This window comes from Pseudomonas sp. R2-37-08W, from assembly GCF_003851705.1.
In the GTDB taxonomy this organism is placed as follows: domain Bacteria; phylum Pseudomonadota; class Gammaproteobacteria; order Pseudomonadales; family Pseudomonadaceae; genus Aquipseudomonas.
Map to the genome: position 1 here is coordinate 4,451,699 of NZ_CP027728.1, position 25,119 is coordinate 4,476,817.

At 60.5% G+C, this 25,119-nt stretch carries 23 protein-coding genes and 1 pseudogene; 10 read left to right on the top strand and 14 right to left on the bottom strand.

The window, feature by feature from the left end; genetic code table 11:
• Positions 1 to 90 precede the first annotated feature (90 nt).
• The 3 genes and pseudogenes from C4J93_RS20530 to zwf form a co-directional block, all read right to left on the bottom strand.
• Positions 91 to 756 (bottom strand): bifunctional 4-hydroxy-2-oxoglutarate aldolase/2-dehydro-3-deoxy-phosphogluconate aldolase, encoded by a 666-nt coding sequence (locus tag C4J93_RS20530; protein WP_069076884.1) that lies wholly within the window; start codon positions 754 to 756, stop codon positions 91 to 93.
• A gap of 17 nt (positions 757 to 773) precedes the next feature.
• The gene (gene pgl / locus C4J93_RS20535) at positions 774 to 1,487 is read right to left on the bottom strand and encodes a 6-phosphogluconolactonase (RefSeq protein WP_124368115.1); all 714 of its coding nucleotides are present in this window, start codon (positions 1,485 to 1,487) and stop codon (positions 774 to 776) included.
• A pseudogene (zwf, locus tag C4J93_RS20540) lies at positions 1,474 to 2,939 on the bottom strand (glucose-6-phosphate dehydrogenase). Before zwf ends, pgl begins: the two are co-directional and overlap by 14 nt.
• A gap of 220 nt (positions 2,940 to 3,159) precedes the next feature.
• On the opposite strand from zwf, the gene C4J93_RS20545 reads away from it, so the two are divergent.
• The gene (locus C4J93_RS20545; protein ID WP_170039859.1) at positions 3,160 to 4,020 is read left to right on the top strand and encodes a MurR/RpiR family transcriptional regulator; all 861 of its coding nucleotides are present in this window, start codon (positions 3,160 to 3,162) and stop codon (positions 4,018 to 4,020) included.
• Positions 4,021 to 4,162: 142 nt separating this feature from the next.
• On the opposite strand, the gene C4J93_RS20550 is transcribed toward C4J93_RS20545, so the two are convergent.
• From C4J93_RS20550 to C4J93_RS20595, 10 genes are all read right to left on the bottom strand, one after another.
• The gene (locus C4J93_RS20550) at positions 4,163 to 5,008 is read right to left on the bottom strand and encodes a D-hexose-6-phosphate mutarotase (RefSeq protein WP_124430343.1); all 846 of its coding nucleotides are present in this window, start codon (positions 5,006 to 5,008) and stop codon (positions 4,163 to 4,165) included.
• A 100-nt stretch (positions 5,009 to 5,108) separates the two neighbouring features.
• The gene (locus C4J93_RS20555; protein ID WP_124368117.1) at positions 5,109 to 6,455 is read right to left on the bottom strand and encodes a carbohydrate porin; all 1,347 of its coding nucleotides are present in this window, start codon (positions 6,453 to 6,455) and stop codon (positions 5,109 to 5,111) included.
• 85 nt (positions 6,456 to 6,540) lie between these two features.
• Complete coding sequence (locus tag C4J93_RS20560) at positions 6,541 to 7,701, bottom strand: ABC transporter ATP-binding protein (protein ID WP_124371660.1); 1,161 nt, start codon at positions 7,699 to 7,701, stop codon at positions 6,541 to 6,543.
• A gap of 2 nt (positions 7,702 to 7,703) precedes the next feature.
• Positions 7,704 to 8,549: a carbohydrate ABC transporter permease gene (locus C4J93_RS20565; protein WP_034115702.1), complete on the bottom strand. Its 846-nt coding sequence runs from the start codon at positions 8,547 to 8,549 to the stop codon at positions 7,704 to 7,706.
• Positions 8,542 to 9,450 (bottom strand): carbohydrate ABC transporter permease, encoded by a 909-nt coding sequence (locus tag C4J93_RS20570; protein ID WP_124364123.1) that lies wholly within the window; start codon positions 9,448 to 9,450, stop codon positions 8,542 to 8,544. Before C4J93_RS20570 ends, C4J93_RS20565 begins: the two co-directional genes overlap by 8 nt.
• Positions 9,451 to 9,624: 174 nt before the next feature.
• A complete protein-coding gene (locus C4J93_RS20575; RefSeq protein ID WP_124368119.1) occupies positions 9,625 to 10,911 on the bottom strand; it encodes an ABC transporter substrate-binding protein in 1,287 nt (428 codons plus the stop codon).
• A 104-nt stretch (positions 10,912 to 11,015) separates the two neighbouring features.
• Positions 11,016 to 12,275: an AGE family epimerase/isomerase gene (locus C4J93_RS20580; protein WP_124430344.1), complete on the bottom strand. Its 1,260-nt coding sequence runs from the start codon at positions 12,273 to 12,275 to the stop codon at positions 11,016 to 11,018.
• A gap of 263 nt (positions 12,276 to 12,538) precedes the next feature.
• Positions 12,539 to 13,363 carry an ATPase gene (locus C4J93_RS20585; protein ID WP_124430345.1) on the bottom strand — a complete coding sequence of 275 codons (825 nt, stop codon included), beginning with the start codon at positions 13,361 to 13,363 and terminating at the stop codon, positions 12,539 to 12,541.
• Between the two features lie 123 nt (positions 13,364 to 13,486).
• Complete coding sequence (locus tag C4J93_RS20590; RefSeq protein ID WP_124368122.1) at positions 13,487 to 14,485, bottom strand: NAD(P)-dependent oxidoreductase; 999 nt, start codon at positions 14,483 to 14,485, stop codon at positions 13,487 to 13,489.
• A gap of 98 nt (positions 14,486 to 14,583) precedes the next feature.
• Positions 14,584 to 15,480, bottom strand: coding sequence for a LysR family transcriptional regulator ArgP (locus tag C4J93_RS20595; protein ID WP_124430346.1), 897 nt, complete (start codon positions 15,478 to 15,480; stop codon positions 14,584 to 14,586).
• Positions 15,481 to 15,577: 97 nt separating this feature from the next.
• Between C4J93_RS20595 and C4J93_RS20600 the strand changes: the two genes are divergently transcribed.
• The 7 genes from C4J93_RS20600 (at position 15,578) to C4J93_RS20630 (ending at position 23,125) form a co-directional block, all read left to right on the top strand.
• Complete coding sequence (locus tag C4J93_RS20600; RefSeq protein WP_124430347.1) at positions 15,578 to 15,979, top strand: ACT domain-containing protein; 402 nt, start codon at positions 15,578 to 15,580, stop codon at positions 15,977 to 15,979.
• Between the two features lie 4 nt (positions 15,980 to 15,983).
• On the top strand, positions 15,984 to 16,586 hold the full coding sequence (locus C4J93_RS20605) for a LysE/ArgO family amino acid transporter (protein WP_124430348.1): 603 nt from the start codon (positions 15,984 to 15,986) through the stop codon (positions 16,584 to 16,586).
• A 177-nt stretch (positions 16,587 to 16,763) separates the two neighbouring features.
• Positions 16,764 to 17,360: a superoxide dismutase gene (locus tag C4J93_RS20610; RefSeq protein ID WP_065949384.1), complete on the top strand. Its 597-nt coding sequence runs from the start codon at positions 16,764 to 16,766 to the stop codon at positions 17,358 to 17,360.
• Positions 17,361 to 17,515: 155 nt separating this feature from the next.
• Positions 17,516 to 17,695 (top strand): hypothetical protein, encoded by a 180-nt coding sequence (locus C4J93_RS20615; RefSeq protein ID WP_104504514.1) that lies wholly within the window; start codon positions 17,516 to 17,518, stop codon positions 17,693 to 17,695.
• A gap of 210 nt (positions 17,696 to 17,905) precedes the next feature.
• Positions 17,906 to 19,957, top strand: coding sequence for a bifunctional diguanylate cyclase/phosphodiesterase (locus C4J93_RS20620; RefSeq protein WP_124364131.1), 2,052 nt, complete (start codon positions 17,906 to 17,908; stop codon positions 19,955 to 19,957).
• Positions 19,958 to 20,082: 125 nt separating this feature from the next.
• On the top strand, positions 20,083 to 21,423 hold the full coding sequence (locus C4J93_RS20625; RefSeq protein ID WP_124364132.1) for an imelysin family protein: 1,341 nt from the start codon (positions 20,083 to 20,085) through the stop codon (positions 21,421 to 21,423).
• 247 nt (positions 21,424 to 21,670) lie between these two features.
• Positions 21,671 to 23,125, top strand: a complete 1,455-nt coding sequence (locus C4J93_RS20630) for a TrkH family potassium uptake protein (protein WP_124364134.1) — start codon at positions 21,671 to 21,673, stop codon at positions 23,123 to 23,125.
• Here the strand turns inward: C4J93_RS20630 and C4J93_RS20635 are convergent.
• A complete protein-coding gene (locus C4J93_RS20635; protein WP_124364135.1) occupies positions 23,082 to 24,140 on the bottom strand; it encodes an AraC family transcriptional regulator in 1,059 nt (352 codons plus the stop codon). The genes C4J93_RS20630 and C4J93_RS20635 overlap by 44 nt on opposite strands.
• Positions 24,141 to 24,302: 162 nt before the next feature.
• Here C4J93_RS20635 and C4J93_RS20640 point away from each other — a divergent pair, with 162 nt between their 5' ends.
• Both C4J93_RS20640 and C4J93_RS20645 read left to right on the top strand, forming a co-directional pair.
• Positions 24,303 to 24,614, top strand: coding sequence for a DUF962 domain-containing protein (locus tag C4J93_RS20640; protein WP_124430349.1), 312 nt, complete (start codon positions 24,303 to 24,305; stop codon positions 24,612 to 24,614).
• Between the two features lie 312 nt (positions 24,615 to 24,926).
• A complete protein-coding gene (locus C4J93_RS20645) occupies positions 24,927 to 25,109 on the top strand; it encodes a hypothetical protein (protein ID WP_124371666.1) in 183 nt (60 codons plus the stop codon).
• The last annotated feature ends 10 nt before the right edge of the window (positions 25,110 to 25,119 follow it).

Sequence of the window (25,119 nt, forward strand, 5' to 3'; positions counted from 1 at the left end):
GGTTTTCTACAGGCAAAAAAAAGCGGTACACCGACCAAGTGCACCGCAAAAATGCCGTTAAGCACAGCAACAACGATTCGATAAATCAGATCAATCCAGCAGCGCCAGCGCCTCGGCGGTGACTTCCTGGATACGCGCCCAGTCGCCGTTCTTGACCCATTCAGGATCAAGCATCCAGCTACCGCCCACGCACATCACGTTTTTCAATGCCATGTAGCTTTTGATGTTGGCCGGGCCGACGCCGCCGGTCGGGCAGAATTTCACTTCGCCGAACGGGCCACCCAGGGCCTTGATCGCCGCCACGCCGCCGCTGACTTCCGCCGGGAACAGCTTGAAGCGGCGATAGCCCAGGCCATAGCCTTCCATGATGCCGGAGGCATTGCTGATGCCAGGCAGCAGCGGGATCGGGCTGTGCACCGAGGCTTCCAGCAGGTCGCGGGTGATGCCGGGGGTGACGATGAATTGCGAGCCGGCCACTTCTGCCGCTTCGAGCATATGACGGTCCAGCACAGTGCCGGCACCGGTGCACAGTTCAGGGCGCTGCTCGCGCAACACCTGGATGGCCTTGAGGCCGAACTCGGAACGCAGGGTCACTTCCAGGGCGGTCAGGCCACCGGCAGCCAGGGCATCGGCCAGGGGCAGGATGTCCTGCTCGCGGGCGATGGTAATCACCGGCAGGATCCGCGCCTTGGCGCAGAGGCTGTCGATCAGGGCAACTTTATCCGCCATGGACACGGTCGGTTGAGGGCTTTTCATAGCGGCTGATCCTTGGCTCATGGGCACCAGTAAATCTCTAAAGTAGGTTGCAAAAACGCGCGAATCGGCATGGCGGCGACATCGTCACCGGCCAGCGCGGCGCTCAAGGTAGTCAACTTCGAACTGCCGGAAATCGACAGCACGGTGTAGTGGGCCGTGGCCAGCAATGCACGACTCATGGTCAGGCGCTGGTGCGGCACGGTCGGCGCCAGCATTGGCCAGCAACGGCGGGTGCCGTCGGCCTGCAACGCCTGGGCGAGGTTCGGGCTGTTGGGAAACAGCGATGCGGTGTGGCCGTCATCGCCCATGCCCAGCACCAGCACATCGATCGCCGGCAGTTCGGCCAGCAGGCGATCAGCCTGCTCGGCCGCCTCTTCAAGGTTGGCGGCAGCGCTGTACAGGCTCAAGAATTTCGCCTTGGCCGCCGGGCCCTGCAGCAGGTGCTGCTTTAACAAGCCGGCATTGCTGTCGGCATGTTCCACCGGCACCCAACGCTCGTCGGCCAGGGTGACCGTGACCTTGGACCAGTCCAGGGCTTGCCTGGCCAGGTTCTGGAAGAACGCCACCGGGCTGCGGCCACCGGACACCACCAGGGTGGCCGCGCCACGGGCGCTGATGGCCACGCGCAATTGTTCGGCCACGTCATTGGCCAGGCCGTCCGCCAACAGCACGGGCGTACGGTACTCATGGGCAGTGACGCCCTGAGGCAGTTTCAATTCAGATATCGCCATACCACGACCTCCCATCCCGCGTGATCAGTGCAATCGAGCTCATCGGCCCCAGGATCCCGCCGCGTACGGCTTGGGCGCATCACCGGATTTTTTCCACCCAGCGATCAACTGGTCACACCACTTCCACGCGGCTTCAATTTCATCTTTGCGAACAAACAGGTTCTGATTGCCGCGCATCACTTCCAGCAACAACCGCTCGTAGGCATCGGGAATCCGTGCGCTGCGATAAGTGTCGGAAAAATTCAGTTGCAGCGGCCCGCTGCGCAGTTGCATGCCCTTGTCCAGGCCCTGCTCCTTGGTCATCACGCGCAAGGAAATACCTTCGTCCGGCTGCAGGCGGATGATCAACTTGTTGCTGATCTGCAAGCGCTGCTCGGGGGCGAAGATATAGTGGGACGGTTCCTTGAAGTGGATGACGATCTGCGACAGCTTTTGCGGCATGCGCTTGCCGGTACGCAGGTAGAACGGCACCCCGGCCCAACGCCAGTTGCGAATATCGGCCCGCAGAGCGACGAAGGTCTCGGTGTCGCTCTGGGTGTTGGAATTCTCTTCTTCCAGGTATCCCGGCACGGCTTTACCGGCGCTGTAGCCGGCAATGTACTGGCCGCGCACCACCTGGGTGGTCAGGCCTTCCGGGCTGATCGGCGCCAGGGCCTTGAGCACCTTGACCTTCTCGTCGCGAATGCTGTCGGCGGACAGATCGGCCGGCGGGTCCATGGCGATCAGGCACAGCAGCTGCAACAGGTGGTTCTGGATCATGTCGCGCAGTTGGCCAGCCTTGTCGAAGTAGCCCCAACGGCCCTCGATGCCAACCTGCTCGGCCACGGTGATTTCCACGTGGGAAATGTAGTTCTGGTTCCATTGGGTTTCGAACAGGCTGTTGGCGAAACGCAAGGCGATCAGGTTCTGGACGGTTTCTTTGCCCAGGTAGTGGTCGATGCGGTAGGTGCGGTTTTCCGGGAAAAACTGCGCGACGGCGTCGTTGACCTTGCGCGAGGATTCCAGGTCCGAACCAATCGGCTTTTCCAGCACGACGCGGGTATTTTCCGCCAGGCCGGCCTTGGACAGGTTTTCGCAGATCGCGCCATACACGGCGGCCGGGGTGGCGAAGTAAGCGATCAGGCGCTGTTCGCTACCGACCTTTTCGGCAAGGGCGACGTAGTCGTCGGCCTTCATGAAGTCGACATGCACATACGCCAGGCGCGCCAGGAAACGCTGGGCCACGGCTTCGTCCAGCTCCTTGCCGACGTATTTGCGCAGTTCTGTTTCGATATGGGCCAGGTGCTGCTGCTCGGAACCAGCTTCGCGGGCCAGGGCCAGGATGCGCGTGTCATCGTGCAGCAGGCCGGCGCCATCGAGTTGATAGAGGGCAGGAAATAACTTGCGCAGCGCCAGATCACCCAAGGCGCCAAACAGGGCAAAGGTGCAGGGTTCTACGGTTATCAAAGGCATGATGTTTGTTCTTTTATCAAGTTAAGCTACAAATACCTTTTTTCAAGGCATCACTCAAGGAAAAATGTAGTAATAACCACAACATTTTCCGCAAATACGCATTGCGAGTGGTGGTGTTCGGCTACCCTCAGTAGGATAGGCCACCGCGAAAAGCCACTCATCGATTGGTTACCGCCTCTTTATTTGCATCGTCGCCCGAAGGAAAGACTGAATGGACCGCGTGCGAAATCTTCTGGAACAGATCCGGAACCGCCTCGAAGAATTGAACAAGGCCGAGAAAAAAGTCGCCGAAGTCATCCTGCTCAACCCGCAGCAGGCCACCCGCTTCTCGATCGCTGCCCTCGCCCAAGCCGCTTCGGTCAGTGAGCCGACGGTCAACCGCTTCTGCCGTTCGTTCGGCGTCAGTGGTTACCCTGAACTTAAATTGCAATTGGCGCAAAGCCTGGCCAGTGGCGCGGCGTATGTCAGCCGCGCCGTGGAAGCCGATGATAACCCGGAGGCCTACACCCAGAAGATCTTCGGCAGCGCCATCGCGTCCCTGGACAGTGCCTGCCAGGCCCTCGACCCGGCCCTGATCAGCAAGGCCGTGGATCTGTTGATCCAGGCGCGGCAGATTCACTTCTTCGGCCTGGGCGCCTCGGCCCCGGTGGCCATGGACGCGCTGCACAAGTTCTTCCGTTTCAACCTGGCGGTAACCGCCCACGCCGACGTGCTGATGCAACGCATGATCGCCTCAGTGGCGCATACCGGTGAGTTGTTCGTGATCATTTCCTACACCGGGCGTACCCGTGAGCTGGTGGAAGTGGCGCGTATCGCCCGGGAAAACGGCGCGTCGGTGCTGGGCGTAACGGCCGAGAACTCACCGTTGGCCAAGGCCAGCACGGTGAGCCTGAACATTCCGCTGCCGGAAGACACCGATATCTACATGCCGATGACCTCGCGGATCATTCAGCTGACGGTGCTGGATGTGCTGGCGACCGGGATGACGTTGCGCCGCGGAGTGGATTTCCAGCCGCATTTGCGCAAGATCAAAGAGAGCTTGAATGACAGCCGGTATCCGGTGGGGGATGAGTTCAACTGAACCAGGATGTGTGTTGGATGTGCTGGCCTCATCGGGGGCAAGCCCCCTCCCACAGTTGATCTTCAGTGTTAACAGAATGTGAGTAATACAAAGAACCCATGTGGGAGGGGGCTTGCCCCCGATGAGGCCCTCAGCAGCACCACTAAACCCCAGCCCGAGCCTGCAAACTCAGATGCGCCCTCTCCCCCGGCGCCAGGCTGGCCCCGGCCATCGCCGACTCCACGCACACAAACCCCGACGCCTCGTTGAAGCTCACACCCAGCAACGGCCGACTGCCGGGATGCCACACCACGGTGTCGGCGCTGTCGCCGGTATCGATGCACAGTTCCCGCTGCCAGGCATGGTCCTTGAGGTGCAACTCACCCTCATGCTGGAACACTCGCTGGCAGCCGCCGTCCACCCGCAGTTCGCCTTCCTGCTGGCAAGCCTGGCGGTTGAGCTGGTCGTAACCTTGCGCCCCGTCGAGCCCAGACAGCGCTACCTCGTCAACGTGACCGATACGCCAGTAGGCGTGCAAAGCGTGGCTCAACTGGCACGGCAGCTCATCCTGATGCTCGGTGCTCAGGCGCAGTTCCAGGGTTTCACCCAAATGCGCGTGCAGGTCCACCTGCCAGTCGCACAGCTGCAGCTGCCAGTGCAGGCGCACGCCATCGTCTTCGGTGCTGCTGTCGAGCAGTTTCCAATCGATCAAGCGCGCCCAACCGTGGGAAGGCCACGCGTTTTCGCTGGGGTGGCGGCCATACCACGGCCAGCACACCGGCACGCCACCCCGGATCGCACCGACTTGCGGCCACTTGGCGGCGCACCACAGCCAGGGTTTCTGGCCGGTGGGCTGAAAGTGCAGCAATTGCGCGCCCTGGCGACTGAACACCGCCTGGCACAGCGGATGGTCGATCACCAATACGTCACGCATCTGGAAGCGCTCCCAGGCGAACACCGGACGCTCGCGCAAGGATTTGAAAAAACGTTGCAGCGGTTGCTCATGCATGTGCACAGGTTCCGAATATCACAGTGCAACCCAAAAAAAAGCGGATAGCCATGGCTACCCGCAAAATGCGCACAGAGAGAAGGAGCTTATCGCAACAGCGTTAGAACGTAGACTGGATTTTCAGGCCCGCTACCAACGCGTTGTCGACTTTGTCCACGCCACCAGGCTGGACAACGTATTGCAGGTTCGGACGCACGGTCAGCCAGTTGGTGACGTGGAAACCGTAGTTGAGTTCGACGTTGTACTCAGTCTCACGAATGGGCGTGTAGAACGGATTGTCATAGTCGCTCACACCATTGGCGGCGTTGAGCAGTTCAGAGTTCTTCTTCACGTCATCGTTGACATGCAGGCGAGCGACGCCAATGCCGACGTCATCTTTTGGACGCGCGTCGAAGGGGCCTTTGTACACCAGCATCAACGACTGGTAGTTGTCGACCAGGTTGGTTTCCTTGTCGTGGAAGGTCGCGTTGGCGGCGATGTTCAGGCCACGGGTAGCGTCGCCGTTATGCGTGGTGAGTTGCTGTTGCGCAACGAACCAGTAGCCTTTCTTGCTGCTGTGGGTACGGTAGGCGGCGCCAGTAGTGGCGGCGTCGTTGCCGTTGACGTCTTCGCGTACGTCAGACGCATCGGCAGCGCTTTTGTAGTAACCCACACGGTATTCGCCCGGCAGGTTGTTGACCTTCGGCGACCAGACCAACTCCACCGGAATCACGGTGCCTTTGGTACCGCTGCCGCTGAGTTTGAAGCCGTTGCCGTGCTCCAGTTGCGACGGGTTCTGGTTGTAGGCACCAATCTGCGCATACAGCTCAGGCGTGATGTTGTACTTCACGCGGATAGCGGCCTGGGCGACCGGCCAGTTGTACCAGGTGTTTACGTAGTTACCGACCTGGGAGCCGCAGAACGACAGGTTCTGGAAGTCGCACGGGAAGGTGTTGAAGTCTTCGCCTTCACCGAAGTAGCCGAGCTTCACGTCCAGCTTGTTGTCGAACATCTGGTGCTGAACCCAGAACTGGGTCAGACGCACCATGTGGCCACGGCCATACACTTCCTGAGACGAACTCAAGGTGCCGGCGCGCGGATCGCCAATACGGTCATTGGAAATGTTCTGGCCATTACGGTTGGTGAACTGGATCTTGGCCTGGGTGTTATCCCAGCCCCACAGTTTTTGCAGGTCCAGTGCCACGCCCAGACCGAACTGGTCGGAGTAACGGCCGGTCTTGTCGTCGTTGTAGCCACCGTGGGCGTTGTAGCCCATCTCCCCTACGTAGTCGGCCTTGATGTCGATACCTTGCTCGATCAGCTTGGTACGCTCGCCGCCCCAATCGCCGGTCATCCACTTGGAATCGGCGCTGAACGCATCGGCCGCCATCGCATTGGCGGACAATACAAGGGCTGCTGCTGCTGACAGTTGGCAGAACAGCCGAGTGTTGTTGTGTTGCTTTTTCATCCCTACATCCTCGTCTTTATTGTTATTAAACTGTTTTTATCTAACGCGGGTTACATTTTTTAATTAAAACAACCAGTTATCTCGATTAACGACCTTTGAACTGGGTCACATTGTCGGCATGCCCCTGTGCCGGCAATGCAGCAACGGTACCCAATCGCTCACCGGTCGCGGCATCGAACAGCAATACCTTGGCCGGGTCGAACTGCAGGGTCAGGGTCTCGCCCACCTGCGGTGCCACGTCCGGCGCCAGACGGCAGCAGACCTTGGTGTCATTGAGTTGCACGAACACCAGGGTGTCCGGGCCGGTGGGCTCGGTTACCTGGACTTCGGCACGAATGCTCGAAGAACCATTGCCCTCACCCGCCGCCAGCACGATCTGCTCCGGGCGCAGGCCCAGGATCACATCGCGGTCTTCCAACCCAGCGTCATTCATACTCAGCGGCAGCTCGCAACGGGCCTGGCCGCTGTCGAGCAGCGCCACCAGGCGACCGTCCTTGCGTTGCAGACGCAAAGGTACGAAGTTCATGGGAGGTGAACCGATAAAGCTTGCCACAAACAAGTTGGCCGGGTCGTTGTAAATTTCTTTCGGCGTACCAAATTGTTGGATGATGCCGTCCTTCATCACCGCCACTTTGTCGCCCAGGGTCATTGCTTCGATCTGGTCGTGGGTCACGTAGACGGTGGTGGTCTTCAGCCGCTGGTGCATCAGCTTCATTTCGGTGCGCATCTCGACGCGCAGCTTGGCGTCAAGGTTCGACAACGGTTCGTCGAACAGGTAGATCTTCGGCCGACGCGCCAAGGCCCGGCCCATCGCCACGCGCTGTTGCTGGCCACCGGACAGCTGGCCCGGCTTGCGGTTGAGCAAGTGTTCGATCTGCAGCAGCTTGGCCACGCGCGCGACTTCGGCGTCGATGTCGGCCTGGGGCATCTTGCGGATCTTCAGGCCGAATTCGATGTTCTCGCGCACGCTCATGGTCGGGTACAGCGCGTAGGACTGGAACACCATGGCGATGTCACGGTCCTTGGGGCTCATGCCGCTCACGTCCTGATCACCGATCATGATCGCGCCGCCGGAGATGGTCTCAAGGCCGGCGATGCAGTTCATCAACGTGGACTTACCGCACCCCGAAGGGCCGACCAGGATCAGGAACTCACCTTCCTTGATCGACAGTTCGATGTTCTTCAGGGTGTCGGGCAGGCCGGCGCCATAGGTCTTGTTTACATTGCGAAGTTCAAGCGTAGCCATGATTACCCCTTGACCGCGCCGGCCGTCAGGCCGCGCACGAAATACTTGCCTGCGATCACATAGACCAGCAGGGTCGGCAGCCCGGCGATCATCGCCGCCGCCATATCCACGTTATATTCCTTGGCCCCGGTGCTGGTGTTGACCAGATTGTTCAGCGCTACCGTGATGGGCTGCGAGTCGCCGCTGGAGAACACCACACCGAACAGGAAGTCGTTCCAGATCTGGGTGAACTGCCAGATCAGGCAGACCATGATGATCGGCGTCGACATCGGCAGAATGATCTGACGGAAGATGGTGAAGAAACCGGCACCGTCCAGGCGGGCCGCCTTGATCAGCGCATCCGGGATGCTCACGTAGTAGTTACGGAAGAACAGCGTGGTGAACGCCAGGCCGTAGACCACATGCACGAACACCAGGCCGGTGGTGGTGCTGGCCAGGCCCATCTTGCCGAGGGTGAACGACGCCGGCAGCAGCACGGTCTGGAACGGCAGGAAGCAGCCGAACAGCAACAGGCCGAAGAACAGCTGCGAACCGCGAAAGCGCCAGAACGACAGCACGTAGCCGTTCAACGCACCGATGGCCGTGGAGATCAGCACAGCGGGCACGGTGATCTTGATCGAGTTCCAGAAGTAGCCGTCCACGGTGGCCCAGGCCTTGACCCAGCCAATGCCGCTGACCACGGTCGGCCAGCTCAGCAGGTTGCCGGTGCTGATGTCTTCAGGCGTCTTGAAACTGGTGAGCAGCATCACCACCAGCGGCACCAGGTACAGCAGCACCGCAAGGATCAGCACCGCGTAGATCGCGATGCGACTCAGGCTGATGGCAGGTTTAGCGGCGAGACTAGTCATTGCGCTTGGTCCTCAGCTCGGAATACAGGTACGGCACGATGATCGCGAGGATCGCACCGAGCATCAGGATTGCACTGGCCGAGCCCATGCCCATCTGGCCGCGACTGAAGGTGAACGAGTACATGAACATGGCCGGCAGGTCGGAGGAATAGCCCGGGCCGCCAGCGGTCATCGCCGCCACCAGGTCGAAGCTCTTGATCGCAATGTGCGCCAGGATCATCACCGCACTGAAGAACACCGGACGCAGGCTTGGCAGCACCACGCTCCAGTAGATGCGTGGCAGGCTCGCGCCGTCGATCTGCGCGGCGCGGATGATCGACTGATCGACGCCCCGCAGGCCCGCCAGGAACATCGCCATGATAAAGCCCGAGGCTTGCCACACGGCGGCGATCACCAGGCAGTAGACCACGCGGTCGGGGTCGATCAGCCAGTCGAGACGGAAGCCTTCCCAGCCCCAATCGCGCAATAATTTGTCCAGGCCCATGCCCGGGTTGAGCAGCCATTTCCAGGCGGTACCGGTGACGATCATCGAGAGCGCCATCGGGTACAGGTAAATGGTGCGAATGAAACCTTCGCGACGGATTTTCTGGTCGAGGAAAATCGCCAGCAGCACGCCGATCACCAGGGTGATACCGATGAACATCCCGCCGAACACGGCGAGGTTTTTGCTCGCTACCCACCAACGATCGTTGTCGAACAACCGCTCGTATTGCGCCAGGCCAGCCCACTTGTAGCTGGGCAGGAAGGTGGAGGTGGTGAACGACAGCACGAACGTCCACAGGATGTAGCCATAAAAGCCCACCAGCACGATGAACATGCTCGGCGCCAGCACCAGTTTAGGGAGCCAGCGCTGCAGTGCATCGAACGGCGAGGCCTTGCTGAACACAGCAACAGAACTCATGGGAAAATCCAATACAAGGAAAAGGACTGACAGGTGAAACCATGGCGCTCCCCTGTAGGAGCGAGCTTGCTCGCGAAAGTCTTCAACGATGACGCGGGCATCAGGGATGAACGCGGTGACCTTGAGTTTTTCGCGAGCAAGCTCGCTCCTATAGAAAAGCGCTTTTAGAGCGCGTTACTTGGCTGACTTGATCGCAGCGCCCAATTTCTTGGCGGTGTCGGCCGGGTCGGCTTTCGGATCGTTGATGTAGTTGGTGACCACGTCAAAGAACGCACCTTGTACCGCCAGGGTGGTGGCCATGTTGTGCGCCATGCTTGGCTGCAGGCCACCGGTCTTGGCATCGGTCAGGAAGTCCTTGGCCGCCGTCTGGGCGCAGGAGTCGAAACCGTACGAATCCATTTTGTTCAGCATGTCGTTGCGCACAGGGATCGAACCCTTGTTGATGCTGAACACTTTCTGGAAGTTTTCACCCAGCACGACTTTGGCGATGTCCTGCTGGCCAGCGGCAGTGCCTTTGTCTTTCTGCTTGAACACCGCCAGGGAGTCGATGTTGTAGGTGAAGGCTTTGTCGGTGCCCGGGAACGCTACGCACTCGTAGTCTTTGCCGGCGACTTTCTTGGCGGCGGTCCATTCGGACTTGGCCCAGTCACCCATGATCTGCATGCCGGCCTTGCCGTTGATGACTTTACCGGCTTCGAGGTTCCAGTCCTGGCCTTTGCCGTCAACGTCCATATAGGTCGCGACTTTCTTCAGCTCGGTCAGCGACTTGACCATTTCCGGGCCGGTCAGTGCGCCGTTATCCAGGTCGACCAGGGCTTTCTTGTAGCCATCGGCACCCATCACCGAGAGCACCACCGCCTCGAACACGGTGCTGTCCTGCCAAGGCTGGCCGCCGTGAGCGAGCGCAATGAAGCCCGCCGCTTTCAGTTTGTCGCCGGCGGCATAGAATTCTTCGAGGGTGGTGGGGTTCTTGGTGATGCCGGCTTTCTTGAAGACTTCCGGGTTGATCCACAGCCAGTTCACGCGGTGGATGTTGACCGGTACGGCGACGTAGTCACCGTCGTACTTCACGGTATCGGAGACTTTCTTGTCGAGCAGGGAGTCCCATTTTTCTTCTTTGGCGACGTCTTTGAGCACGTCGGTGTCGAGCAGGCCGGTGGACGCCCATTCCTGGATGTCGGGGCCTTTGATCTGGGCGACGCCAGGTGGGTTGCCGGCGACCGCACGGCTTTTCAGCACGGTCATTGCAGTGGCACCGCCGCCACCTGCAACAGCGCCGTCTTTCCAGGTGAAGCCGTCTTTCTCGACTTGGGCCTTCAAGACATCGACAGCCGCTTTTTCACCGCCCGAGGTCCACCAATGCACCACTTCAACCGTCCCTTTCGAGTCGGCGGCAAATGCACTGAGGGGAAACAACGAGGCAACGGAAATAGCTACGGCGAGGCGATTAATCGCGTTCATCTGAATACCTTTTCTTGTTGTTATGCATGCAAGTCTAGAGCTTGCGCTGCACGGAGTTTAAACAGGGATTTTCCGGGCGCAGGTAACAAAGGGACGTACAAATGTCACCACTTGGTGACATAGCGTCCACTGCCCAATGCACTGGCCAGGCTGGGTGCCAAGGGTAGCGCCGGCAACACGACGGCTTGCCAGGCATGGTACAGGTCCGGTTTGCCCGCCCAGATTTTGCTGCTGGGCTGGTTGTGCGGGCTGAGTTCGTGGTGCCAGCTGCCATGGAGCCGGTCGATGAAATGGGTTTCGCAAAACTCCCAGAACCGCCGGTACCAGATTTCATAATGCAACTCACCGGTACGCTTGAGCAGCGCCTGGGCCGCGGCGCTGGCTTCGGCATGGGTCCAGTGCAGGCGTTCGCGAACGACCGGGCGGTTGTTCCAGTCCAGGGTGTAGACAATGCCCGGCGCACCATCCACGGCCCAGGCATAGTCGCAGGCGCTGGCAAACAGCCCTTGGGCATCGCTCACCAACCAGTCCGGCGTGGGCAGCCCGGCTTGCAGGCGCGCGGCTTCCAGATGCAGTACCAGCCGCGCCCATTCGAAGCCATGGCCGGGGGTGATGCCATAGGGACGGAAACCGTCGGCGGGGTTGTCTTCGTTGTAAGCGGGCAAAGGCTTCCACTGGGCGTCGAAGTGCTCGATCACCATAAAGTGGCTACCGGCGGCATGGGTATGGATGACGCGCTCGACGATACGTAATGCGCGGTCCAGCCAGCGCGTGTCACCGGTGACATCGGCCAGGGCGAGGAATGCTTCGGTGGCGTGCATGTTGCTGTTGGCGCCGCGATAGGCTTCGACGCCGCTCCAATCGCGGGCGAAGGATTCGAGCATAACGCCCTCCTCTTCGCTCCAGAAGAACTGGTCGATGATATGGACCGCATCGTTCAACAGGGTGTGTGCACCGGGTGCACCGGCCACCACCGCAGAGCTGGCGGCCAGGGCGACGAAGGCATGCAGGTAAGCGGCCTTGCCGGTATTGCCATCGATGGCCTCGGGCGCGGCGAACCAGCCACCGTGTTCGCTATCGTGCAACGGGCCACTGAGGGCCGCGACGCCGTGGGCTACCAGCTCGGCGTAACCGGGCAGCCCCATGGCGTGGGCCATGGCGAAGCTGTGGGTCATACGGGCAGTGTTCATGGTTTCAGCATGGGCATCGGCCGGCAACTGGCCTCTATCGTCGAGGTTGCCAAAGCCGTGCGGCAGGCGCGAAGCCTTGGCAAATGACAGCAAACGCTGGCCTTCTGCCGCGAGCCAGGCGTGATGGGCAGGTGCGTTCAGCCAACTGCTGGCAGGCAGTGGTTGCATGGTCATGGGTAGCCCTTGTTATTTTTTATGGGTGACCGGAGTCTAAACAAGGGCATGAAAGCGGCAAGTAACGAAGGCGAAGATAAATGTCACCGAACGGTGACAAACCTGAGCACGACAGAGATTTACTTAACTAATACAGATTCAAATGTGGGAGGGGGCTTGCTCCCGATAGCGGTGAGTCAGTCACCAAAATATTGACTGACTCACCGTTATCGGGAGCAAGCCCCCTCCCACATTTTGATTTCATTCACAGCTCACAGACCAAGTCATTGACCCAGTGGCGTCGCCGCCGCCGGCGCATTGAGACGTTGATTCAGGTTCTGCACCTGGCTTTGCAAGGTCGTGATATTGCGCGTGGTCTGGATGCGGAACACGTCGAACTCTTTATTGGTCGGTGCATCCGTGGTGGCGGGCTGGTTTTCCTGCGCGCTCTTGAGGACCAGCACGTCCTGCTCAAGACGGGCGATGGCCGCCGTCGGATTGCCTTGCTTCTTCAAGGCCGCCACGTCGTTAGCCAGGTCCTTGGTCTCAACCTGTGCCGCCTTGAGGCTGGCGACCGCATCGGTCAGGGCCTGCACCTGGCCCTGCAATTTGGCATTCGCATTCGCAAGCTCAGTGGTGCTGGCGCTCATCTGTGCCAGGCGCTGGTCCAGCGCGGTGGCTTGGCCGGCCACGCCCACTTGTTGCTTGCCCTGCTCGATCAACTGGGCTTCCAGCTGTTTGATCTGCAATTTCAGGGCTTCGCTGCCGTTGTTCACATTGGCTTCGCTGGCCACGACCTTGCCGGAAATATCCTGCAGGCGCCCCGCCGCTTCTTCGCTGATACGCGCAAAGCTTTCCTGGGTGGCGACCAGTTGCTGGCCCATCAGGGAAATCTGCTGGAAGCTCCACCAGGCAAGGCCGGCAAAGGCGATCAGCAATGCGCCGACCAACGCCCACAACGGGCCGGTGTTGGCCCGTTTAACCTTGACCACAGGCGTCGTGCGCGAGCGCACCGAGGTGGCGGCAGTCGGCACGAAATCATCATCGTCCCCGGTATCGGCCCGCAGGCTGGGAACGTTGTCGAAGTCGTCTTTAGCATCGTTACGCATGAATCTACCCTGAATCAATGAGATGGCCGGCTGGAAAGCCGAGCGGCGCGAGTATAAACCCTGCGCTCGGCGCATGGGTCGACACGCAACCGGCAATACGGTTCCCGATGTGTTGTTGTGAGCTTAAGCGTGGCCCGGGGCCTGGGCCTTCCACCAGGTACAGAACTCGTCGAGGGCGCTCCACAGGCTGACCTTGGGCTCATAGTCGAGATAATGCCGCGCCCGGCTGATGTCGAGGGTGAAATCTTTGTTCATGACCTGCATGCCCAGGCGCGACAACGACGGCTCCGGCCGCCCCGGCCACATCGCGCAGAACGCTTCATTCAAAGCCGCCATGCTGTAGGACAAACCATAGGAGCGATAGCGGGTGACCTGCGGCAGGTCCATTTGTCGCATCACGTAGTTGACCACGTCCCACACCGGCACCGGCGTGCCATTGCTGATGTTGTAGGCCTTGCCCAACGCCGAACCAGGCGCCAGCAAACTGCTGAGCAGCGCCTCGTTAAGGTTGTGCACGCTGGTGAAATCGACCTTGTTGAGGCCGTCACCGACGATGGCCAGGCGGTTCTTGCGCTGCATCTTCAACAGACGCGGGAACAGGCTCATGTCACCGGCACCGGTGACGAAACGCGGGCGCAGGGCCAGCACTTCCAGACCGAATTCCTGGGCCCCGAAGACCTTCTGCTCCGCCAGGTATTTGGTCGCCGCATAAGGATGCTTGAAGCGCTTGGGCACTTGCTCTTCGGTCAGCCCCAAGTGGTCGCGCCCATCGAAATAGATGGAGGGCGAGGACAGATGCACCAACCGCCCGACCCGCTGCTTGAGGCACGCTTCGACGACGTTCTCGGTGACCAGCACATTGCCCTGATGGAAATCCTGATACTTGCCCCACAGCCCGACGGCACCGGCGCAATGCACCACGGCCTCGACATCACGGCACAGCGCGCGCACCAGGTCGGCATCGTTCAGATCACCCTGGATAAACTCGGCCCCGCGCCGCACCAGATGTTCCACACCCTCGGCACGTCGCCCGTTGACCCGCACGTCCAAGCCCTGCTCCAGGGCGAAACGCGCAAAGCGCCCGCCGATGAAGCCGCTTGCGCCGGTGACCAGAATCTTCATGGTGTCTCCTACGGATACAGCTGCAAGCCTCAAGCTGTCAGCTGTAAGTTAAATACGGTCCGCAAGCTCTTCTCTTGCCGCTTGCAGCTTGACGCTCGTCACTGCTGATAGGGCACCAACCATTGCCCACAGACCTGTGTCAGATGCTCGGTCAACAGGCCCAACAGTTGCCCGCCGCTGCGCCAATGATGCCAGTACAGCGGCACGTCGATGGGCTTATCTGGCAGCAATTCGACCAACAGGCCGTTTTGCAGTTGGTCGCGTACCTGCAGTTCGGGTACCAGGCCCCAGCCCAGGCCGGCTTCCGTCAGGCGGATAAAGCCTTCGGACGACGGGCATAAATGGTGCTCGAAACCACCGTTCACCCCGAGCGAAGCCAGGTAACGGTGTTGCAGGAAATCATCCGGCCCGAACACCAGGGCCGGGGTGCTGGCCAACTGGTCGGCCTGCACGCCAGCTGGGAAGTGCCGCGCGATAAACGCGGGGCTGGCCAATGCGCGATAACGCATGGCGCCAAGCGCCAGGCTGCGGGCGCCGGCCACCGGGCGCTCGCTGGCGCAGATGCAGGCCGCCACTTCACCGGCGCGCATGCGTTTGAGGCCGACAGTCTGGTCCTCTACCACCAGGTCCAGCAGCAAGTGCTGTTCGGCGCAGAAATCACTCACCGCCAGCGCCCACCAGGTGGCGAGGCTGTCGGCGTTCAGCGCGATGCGCAAGCGCTCGGGCATGCCTTCTTCGTCCAACGCGGGCACCTGGCTTTGCAGATCGCGCTCCAGCAGCCGCACCTGTTGCACATGGTTGAGCAAGCGCCGACCGATATCGGTGGGGGTCGGCGGCGTTGCCCGTACCAGTACCGGTTGGCCGACGCGCGCTTCCAGCAGCTTGATGCGCTGGGACACGGCCGACTGCGACAGCCCCAGCACCTGCGCGGCGCGCTCAAAGCCCGCCTGTTCCACCACGGCCGCCAACGCGGAAAGCAATTTATAGTCGAACATCAGTTTCTCTAATGAGCGATCAGCAATATTGATTTTTCTTATACAGCCTGTACCCAGAGAATAGCCAGCATCGCTTCTCTCTTTATAAGGAACTCCCATGGTTGGCGAAACTGCCCTGGCAACCCTGTTGCGCAGCATGAGCCCTCAGCTCAATGACGGTGACTACGTATTCTGCACCCTGCCCGATCACCGCATCCCGGCCGGTTGCGAGGTGATCGGCAGCTTTCGCGAGCAGGAAGGCCTGACGCTGATCCTGGAGCGCCGGCACGCCGAGCAGGCCGGCCTGGCCTTCGACTATGTGGCGGCATGGATCACCTTGAATGTGCATTCGGCCCTCGAAGCGGTAGGCCTGACCGCCGCGTTCGCCAGCGCGCTGGGCAAGGCCGGTATCAGCTGCAACGTGATCGCCGGTTATTACCATGACCACCTGTTTGTCGGTCGCGCGGATGCCGAGCGCGCCATGCATGTGTTGCACCAATTGGCGGCGGACGCGGAGTAACCTTATGTGGCAAAGCTATCTGAATGGGCTGTTGGTGTCCCTCGGCCTGATCATGGCGATCGGCAGCCAAAACGCCTTTGTCTTGGCGCAAAGCCTGCGCCGTGAACATCACCTGCCGGTGGCCGCGTTGTGCGTGGTGTGCGATGCATTGCTGGTGGCAGCCGGCGTATTCGGCCTGGCGACGGTTCTGGCGCAAAGCCCTCTGCTGCTGGGCATTGCCCGTTGGGGCGGCGCGGCGTTCCTGCTGTGGTACGGCACCCTGGCGTTGCGTCGAGCGTTTTCGAAACAGAGCCTGGAGCAAGGCGCACACCTCAAGGTGCGCTCATTGCGCGCGGTGTTGCTCAGTGCCCTGGCGGTAACCCTGCTCAACCCCCACGTGTACCTGGACACCGTGCTGTTGATCGGCTCACTGGGCGCGCAGCAAACCGAACCGGGCGCGTATGTAGCAGGCGCCGCCAGCGCTTCGTTGCTGTGGTTCACAACGCTGGCCCTCGGCGCGGCATGGTTGGCGCCCTGGCTGGCACGCCCGGCCACCTGGCGCCTGCTGGACCTGCTGGTGGCCGTGATGATGTTCAGCGTGGCCTACCAATTAATCAGTGCGCCATGAACTTATTCCAAAAGGCTCTGGAACCTCTATCCCACACAGTTGTTGCGTGGTTTTGCCGCACCCCCGGTGCTATGATCCCGAACTTGCGCCGCAAAGAGTACAGACTCGCCGGCGCTTGTTTGGCCGCCCGTGATCGGCCTTGCGCTCACCGCAACTGACCTGATTAGGAGAATCATCATGGCTTTCGAATTGCCGCCGCTGCCCTACGCACACGATGCCCTGCAGCCGCACATCTCCAAGGAAACCCTGGAGTATCACCACGACAAGCACCACAACACCTATGTCGTGAACCTGAACAACCTGGTGCCAGGCACCGAGTTCGAAGGCAAGACCCTGGAAGAAATCGTCAAGTCTTCCTCGGGCGGTATCTTCAACAACGCCGCTCAGGTCTGGAACCACACGTTCTACTGGAACTGCCTGGCGCCAAACGCCGGCGGCCAACCTACCGGTGCACTGGCTGAAGCCATCAACGCTGCGTTCGGTTCGTTCGACAAGTTCAAGGAAGAGTTCAGCAAGACGTCCATCGGCACCTTCGGTTCCGGTTGGGGCTGGCTGGTGAAGAAGGCTGACGGTTCCCTGGCCCTGGCCAGCACCATCGGCGCAGGCAACCCGCTGACCAACGGCGACACCCCGCTGCTGACCTGCGATGTCTGGGAACATGCCTACTACATCGACTACCGCAACGTGCGTCCGAAGTATGTAGAAGCGTTCTGGAACCTGGTCAACTGGAAGTTCGTGGCCGAGCAGTTCGAAGGCAAGACCTTCACTGCCTAAGCAACGCTTGCAGTAGAAAGAGCCCGGCGATTGCCGGGCTTTTTCATGGGCGCTGGAAAGTAGCGAGTTGGTTGGAATCGTGGAACTCGCCGAAGGGAATTTGCCACGCACTGAGTGAGAGGAATAACCCTCTCGCGCTCTTCTGGAGAAAAAAGATGGAAGAAATCGGAAAAGCAGGCGGGCAGATGGCGATGCAACTCATCAGCGGCCTGATGAAAGGTCTTGCTGGTGGTGCAGGTGGCGGCGGCGATGAAGGTGGCGCGAAAGCACCTGAGCGCCCCGGTGAGGACAACATGCCACCGCCACCGCCGAAGATTGATTTTTCAGTCAGTTAATCAATGCGTTTGAAATGCCAAGCTACCGTTGGCATGCAGCGCGTTAGTCAAACAGTCAGACGGCGGAACGAATCCGCCGTTTTTCTGGTTTTTTCCTTTCTGTCAGGTGTGAAGTCGCCTTGCGCGCCAATGTTCCTTTGACTGCCATCGCCCGATTGCCAATACTCATGGCATATTGAAGGCCACCCGCATGAGACAAGGAATGCCCCTTTGAAGCTGGAACTCAAAAACAGCTTGTCGGTGAAGTTGCTACGGGTTGTCTTGCTCTCGGCATTGATCGTGGGCGTAGCGCTGAGCGTGGCGCAGATCGTGTTCGATGCCTACAAGACGCGCCAGGCCGTGGCCGGTGATGCCCAACGTATTCTCGACATGTTTCGCGACCCCTCGACCCAGGCCGTGTATAGCCTGGACCGCGAAATGGGCATGCAGGTGATCGAAGGGTTGTTTCAGGATGACGCCGTGCGCGTCGCGTCCATCGGTCATCCCAACGAAACCATGCTCGCGGAAAAAAGCCGCGCCTTGCAGCATTCTTCCAGCCGCTGGTTGACCGACCTGATTCTCGGGCAGGAGCGCACTTTCACCACCGCACTGGTCGGCAAGGGCCCCTACAGCGAGTACTACGGCGACCTGAGCATTACCCTCGACACCGCCACCTACGGCGAAGGCTTTATTGTCAGCTCAGTGATCATCTTTATTTCCGGCGTGCTGCGTGCCCTGGCCATGGGCCTGGTGCTGTACCTGGTGTATCACTGGCTGCTGACCAAACCGCTGTCGCGGATTATCGAACACCTGACGTCGATCAACCCGGACCGGCCCAGCGAGCACAAGATCCCGCAGCTCAAGGGGCATGAACGTAATGAGCTGGGCCTGTGGATAAACACCGCCAACCAGTTGCTCGAATCCATCGAACGCAACACCCACCTGCGCCACGCGGCCGAGTCCAGCCTGTTGCGCATGGCCCAGTATGACTTTCTCACCGGCCTGCCGAACCGCCAGAAGCTGCAGGAGCAACTGGACAGGATCCTGACCGACGCCGGCCGTCGTCAGCGCCGGGTGGCGGTGTTGTGCGTGGGGTTGGATGACTTCAAGAGCGTCAACGAACAATTCACCTACCAGAACGGCGACAAACTGCTGCTGGCGCTGGCCGATCGTTTGCGCGCCCATAGCGGTCGCCTCGGCGCGCTCGCGCGCCTGGGGGGCGACCAGTTCGCCCTGGTGCAAGCCGATATCGACCAGCCCTACGAAGCCGCCGAACTGGCGCAAAGCATCCTGGATGACCTGGAAGCGGAATTCGCCCTCGACCAGGACCAGATTCGTTTGCGCGCCACCATCGGCATCACCTTGTTCCCGGAAGACGGCGACAGCACGGAGAAATTGCTGCAGAAAGCCGAACAGACCATGACCCTGGCCAAAAGCCGCTCGCGCAACCGTTATCAGTTCTATATCGCCAGCGTCGACAGCGAAATGCGTCGGCGCCGTGAGCTGGAAAAAGACCTGCGCGATGCCTTGAGCCGCGACCAGTTCCACCTGGTGTACCAACCGCAAATCAGCTATCGCGACCTGCGCGTGGTCGGTGTAGAGGCGTTGATTCGCTGGCAGCACCCGGAACACGGCCTGGTTCCGCCAGACCTGTTCATCCCGCTGGCGGAGCAGAATGGCACCATCATTCCCATCGGCGAATGGGTGCTTGACCAGGCGTGCCGCCAACTGCGCGAATGGCATGACCAGGGTTTCACCGAGCTGCGCATGGCGGTCAACCTGTCCACCGTGCAGTTGCACCACACCGAGTTGCCGCGGGTGGTCAACAACCTGATGCAGATTTACCGCCTGCCGCCGCGCAGCCTGGAGCTGGAAGTCACCGAAACGGGCCTGATGGAAGACATCAGCACCGCCGCCCAACACCTGTTGAGCCTGCGTCGTTCGGGGGCGTTGATCGCCATCGATGACTTCGGCACCGGTTATTCATCCCTCAGTTACCTCAAAAGCCTGCCGCTGGACAAGATCAAGATCGACAAGAGCTTCGTCCAGGACCTGCTGGACGTAGACGACGATGCGACCATCGTGCGGGCGATTATCCAACTGGGCAAAAGCCTGGGCATGCAGGTGATTGCCGAAGGTGTGGAGACCGCCGAACAGGAGGCCTACATCATTTCCGAGGGCTGCCATGAAGGCCAGGGTTACTACTACAGCAAACCGCTGCCGGCCCGGGAGTTGGCGGCTTACTTGAAGCAATCGGAACGCAATAACGCGGCGATTCTTTGAGCGGGGCGAACGATTCCAAATATTTCACGTGTATAAGCCTTTACACAAAATGCAAATCTTTCGCATTATGTCGCAGCTTTTGCGCCCGCGCGCGCCCTATCAACAACCGAAGCAGGATGTTCGCCATGATTCGTATGCCCCTGGCCACCGCCAGTCTGCTGGCTATCGCTATTTCTCTCGCCGGTTGCGGCGAAGGTAAAGACAAGGCCGCTGCGCCTCAGGCGCCTGCCGCTGCCAGCACTACCGCCCCAGCGCCAGCCGCGCCTGCGGGCCAGGTCGACGAGGCTGCCGCCAAGGCCGTGGTCGCGCATTACGCAGACATGGTGTTTGCGGTGTACAGCGACGCCGAGTCCACCGCGAAAACCCTGCAGACCGCCATCGACACCTTCCTGGCCAACCCGAACGACGACACGCTCAAAGCGGCCCGTACCGCCTGGATCGCTGCGCGCGTACCTTACCTGCAGAGTGAAGTGTTCCGCTTCGGCAACACCATCATCGACGACTGGGAAGGCCAGGTGAACGCCTGGCCCCTGGACGAGGGGCTGATCGACTATGTCGACAAATCCTACGAACACGCACTGGGCAACCCGGGCGCCAACGCCAACATCATCGCCAACACCGAGGTCCAGGTCGGCGAAGACAAGGTCGACGTCAAGGAGATCACCCCGGAAAAACTCGCCAGCCTCAATGAGCTGGGCGGTTCCGAAGCCAACGTCGCCACCGGCTATCACGCCATCGAATTCCTGCTCTGGGGCCAGGACCTCAACGGTACCGGTCCAGGCGCGGGTAACCGCCCGGCCTCGGATTACATGACCGGTGACGGTGCCACCGGCGGCCACAACGAGCGTCGTCGTACCTACCTGCGCGCCGTGACCCAACTGCTGGTCAGCGACCTGCAGGAAATGGTCGGCAACTGGAAGCCCAACGTCGAAGACAACTACCGGGCCACCCTGGAGTCGGAACCGGCTACCGACGGCCTGCGCAAAATGTTGTTCGGCATGGGCAGCCTGTCCCTCGGCGAGCTGGCTGGCGAACGCATGAAGGTGTCCCTGGAGGCCAACTCGCCGGAAGACGAGCAGGACTGCTTCAGCGACAACACGCATAACTCGCACTTCTATGACGCCAAGGGCATCCGCAACGTCTACCTGGGCGAGTACACCCGCGTCGACGGCAACAAGCTGACCGGCCCGAGCCTGTCGTCCCTGGTCGCGAAAGCCGACCCGGCGGCCGATGCAGCCCTCAAGGCTGACCTGGCGGCGACCGAAGCGAAAATCCAGGTGATGGTTGACCACGCCGCCAAGGGCGAGCACTACGACCAGTTGATCGCAGCCGGTAACGATGCGGGTAACCAGATCGTGCGTGACGCAATCGCTGCGCTGGTCAAGCAGACCGGTTCAATCGAAGCCGCTGCGGGAAAACTGGGCATCAGCGACCTGAACCCGGACAGCGCTGATCACGAGTTCTGATCGAGGCGCAGTTGAATGAGGCGACCTTTGGGTCGCCTTTTTTATTCAATCTGTCCAGCACAGTGAATCCATGTGGGAGGGGGCTTGCTCCCGATAGCGGTGTGTCAGTGACAAATGTATTTGCTGACCCGGCGCCATCGGGAGCAAGCCCCCTCCCACAATTTGCTCTATGTCGCGTCCAACCCCTCGGTTTACAAGACCGGCACCGCAGGTAGAATGGCGCCACCCCCACACCTGAGCGAACTTCATGGCGTTGCCGACCCTGCGCATCATCGGTTTCATCATCGGCATCTTCCTGATCACGCTGGCGATCGCCATGGTCGTGCCCATGGCCACCCTGGTGATCTTCGAACGCACCGGCGACCTGCCGTCTTTCCTGTGGGCCAGCATGATCACCTTTATCGCCGGCCTGGCCCTGGTCATTCCCGGTCGCCCCGAGCATGTGCACCTGCGCCCACGGGACATGTACCTGCTGACGGTGACAAGCTGGGTGGTGGTATGCGTGTTCGCGGCGCTGCCGTTTTTGCTGACTCAGCACATCAGCTACACCGACTCGTTTTTTGAAAGCATGTCCGGCATCACGGCCACCGGGTCCACGGTATTGAGTGGGCTGGACAGCATGTCGCCGGGCATCCTGATGTGGCGCTCGCTATTGCACTGGCTCGGCGGCATCGGCTTTATCGGCATGGCGGTGGCGATCCTGCCCCTGCTGCGCATCGGCGGCATGCGCCTGTTCCAGACCGAATCTTCGGACCGTTCGGAAAAGGTCATGCCGCGCTCCCATATGGTGGCGCGGCTGATCGTTGCGGCGTATGTGGGCATCACCATCCTTGGCAGCCTGGCGTTCTGGTGGGCCGGGATGGGGCTGTTCGATGCGATCAACCACGCCATGTCGGCGATTTCCACCGGTGGGTTTTCCACCTCCGATGAATCCCTGGCGCACTGGAAGCAACCGGCGGTGCACTGGGTGGCGGTAGTAGTGATGATCCTCGGCAGCTTGCCGTTCACCCTGTATGTGGCCACGTTGCGCGGCAACCGCCAGGCGCTGATCAAGGACCAGCAGGTGCAGGGTTTGCTCGGCCTGCTGCTGGTGACCTGGCTGGTGCTCGGCACCTGGTATTGGTGGACCACCAACCTGCACTGGCTGGACGCCCTGCGCCATGTGGCGTTGAACGTCACCTCGGTGGTGACCACCACCGGCTTCGCGCTGGGGGACTACAGCCTCTGGGGCAATTTCTCACTGATGCTGTTCTTTTACCTGGGCTTTATCGGCGGCTGTTCGGGCTCGACCGCCGGCGGGATCAAGATCTTCCGCTTCCAGGTTGCCTATATCCTGCTCAAGGCCAACCTTAACCAGCTGATTCACCCACGCGCGGTGATCAAACAGAAGTACAACGGCCATCGTCTCGATGAAGAAATCGTACGGTCGATCCTGACCTTTTCGTTTTTCTTCGCCATCACCATCTGCGCCATCGCGCTGGCCCTGTCACTGCTGGGGCTGGACTGGATGACTGCGTTGACCGGCGCAGCCAGCACCGTATCCGGCGTCGGCCCCGGCCTGGGTGAAACCATCGGCCCGGCCGGTAACTTCGCCAGCCTGCCGGATGCGGCCAAGTGGATTCTGTCGCTGGGCATGCTGCTGGGGCGGCTGGAAATTATTACGGTGTTTGTGCTTTGTATTCCGGCGTTCTGGCGTCACTGACGCTCGACGCTTGCAGCAGCCGCGCCCGGTATTCGCCGGGCGTGGCGTCGAACCAGCGGCGAAACGCGCGAAAGAAGTTGCTCGGGTCGGCGAACCCCAACAGGTAGGCAATTTCCAGCAAGGTCATGCTCGGCTGCGCCAGGTATTGCTCGGCCAGCTCGCGGCGGGTGTCATCGAGCAGGGTCTGGAAGCTGGTGCCCTCCTCCTGTAACCGCCGCTGCAAGGTACGCTGGGACAGGTGCAACGTCTGCGCCACCACTTCGCGCTTGGGTTCGCCCTGGGGCAGCAGGCGGCACAGCACTTGCCGTGCCTTGTGGGTCACGCGGCTTTCGGAAAAGCGCGCCAGGTATTCTCCGGCAAACCGATCATGCAGCAGCGCCATGGCCTCGTTGGCCGTGGGCAGCGGGGCATCCATGTCAGCCTGTTCGAAAATCAGCGCGTCATAGGGCGCATTGAATTCCAGCGGCGCGTGGAACACCTGTTTATAGGGCGCCAGGTCGACCGGCTGAGCACCTTGCAACAGTACTTTACGCGGTTGCAGGGTTCGCCCGGTGAGCCAGCCGCACAGCGCCAACGCGCTGGCCAGCGAGGCTTCGGCGCTTTGCCGGGTGGGCGGCAGATGGTCGCCGTGCACTGTCAGAATCAGCGCATACCCCTCGGGTAACAAGCGGAAGCTCAAGTCGGCGCTTTCGGCGATGATGCGCTGGTAACGCACCAGGCGCCCGAAGCCTTCGGCCAGGGTGTTGCTGGACATCAAGGCATAACCGGCCACATGAAACGATGCCGGGCGCACCACTTTCCCCATGTTCAGGCCAATTGCCGGGTTGCCCGACACCTCCACCGCGCGCTGCCACAAACGGGTCATGGCGTCTTGCGCAAACCGTGCGTCGGGATCACTGAGGGCGGCGTAGTCCAGCCCCAGTTGTTGGAACAGGGCCCGGCAATCCAGGCCGTCCATTTCCAAGGCCTTGACTATCCCCATCGCCCAGCTTGCAGAAGTTGTTCGTTCGCTCATGGCGTCTTCTTGAATAAAGCGGGCCTGAATGGCAGGCCAGGAAGGCAAGGATACTAAAGTGGCATCTATTGTCACTGGCTGTAACCATCGATCACTCTAGACTCCAATAAGCTCCCCGCCGAACATCTGTTGGGCGGCATAACAATCAAAGGGCCGGCCACAGTGGAAAATCTCAAGCGATTCAACAGCTTCGCCGAGTTTTACCCGTATTACCTGGCAGAGCATGGCAACAGCACCTGCCGGCGCCTGCACTTTATCGGCACCACCCTCGTGATCGGCATTCTGGCGTACGCCATGGGTCGCGGCTCGCTGGGCCTGCTACTGGCCGTGCCGATTGCCGGCTACAGCTTTGCCTGGATCGGCCACTTCTTTTTTGAAAAAAACCGCCCGGCGACCTTTCAGCACCCGTTTTACAGCCTGCTGGGTGATTTTGTGATGTACCGCGACATGATCCTGGGCAAGGTGCCGTTCTAGTTTTCGTGGATATAAAAGTCTATTTGTCATTTACGGTGCTGTATCCTGCCAAGGCTTTTTGAGAGCGCGCAATCACCCGCGATTTAAAACAGACCTTGCGAGGAGCGACGACGATGCACGAGATACCTAATCTCCCCTTCCCAAGCCTGCACCCAACAGAGCAGCCAACACCGCAGCAGGCCAGCCCAAAGCAACCTGAAGCCAAACAAGCCAAACCAGTCGACAGCAAACGCCAGGACTGACGCCGTACCAGACCGTGTGGAAAGCGCCACTTCAAGCGTTTTCCACACTGCCTGAACTGGGATACCCGCCATGACCGACACCCTTCCCGATTCCCCGGACACCGCCGTCCTCGACGCCGCCTTGCAAATGGTCGAGGTGTGGAACCGCCTCAGCGCGGACAAACAAGCCACCTTGCTCAAGCGCTTCGGTACCCAGGAAAATGCTCTGGCCGCCCTGGTCACCACCCAACTGCTGGCCCCTGCGCAAACCTGAGGTCTTCCCG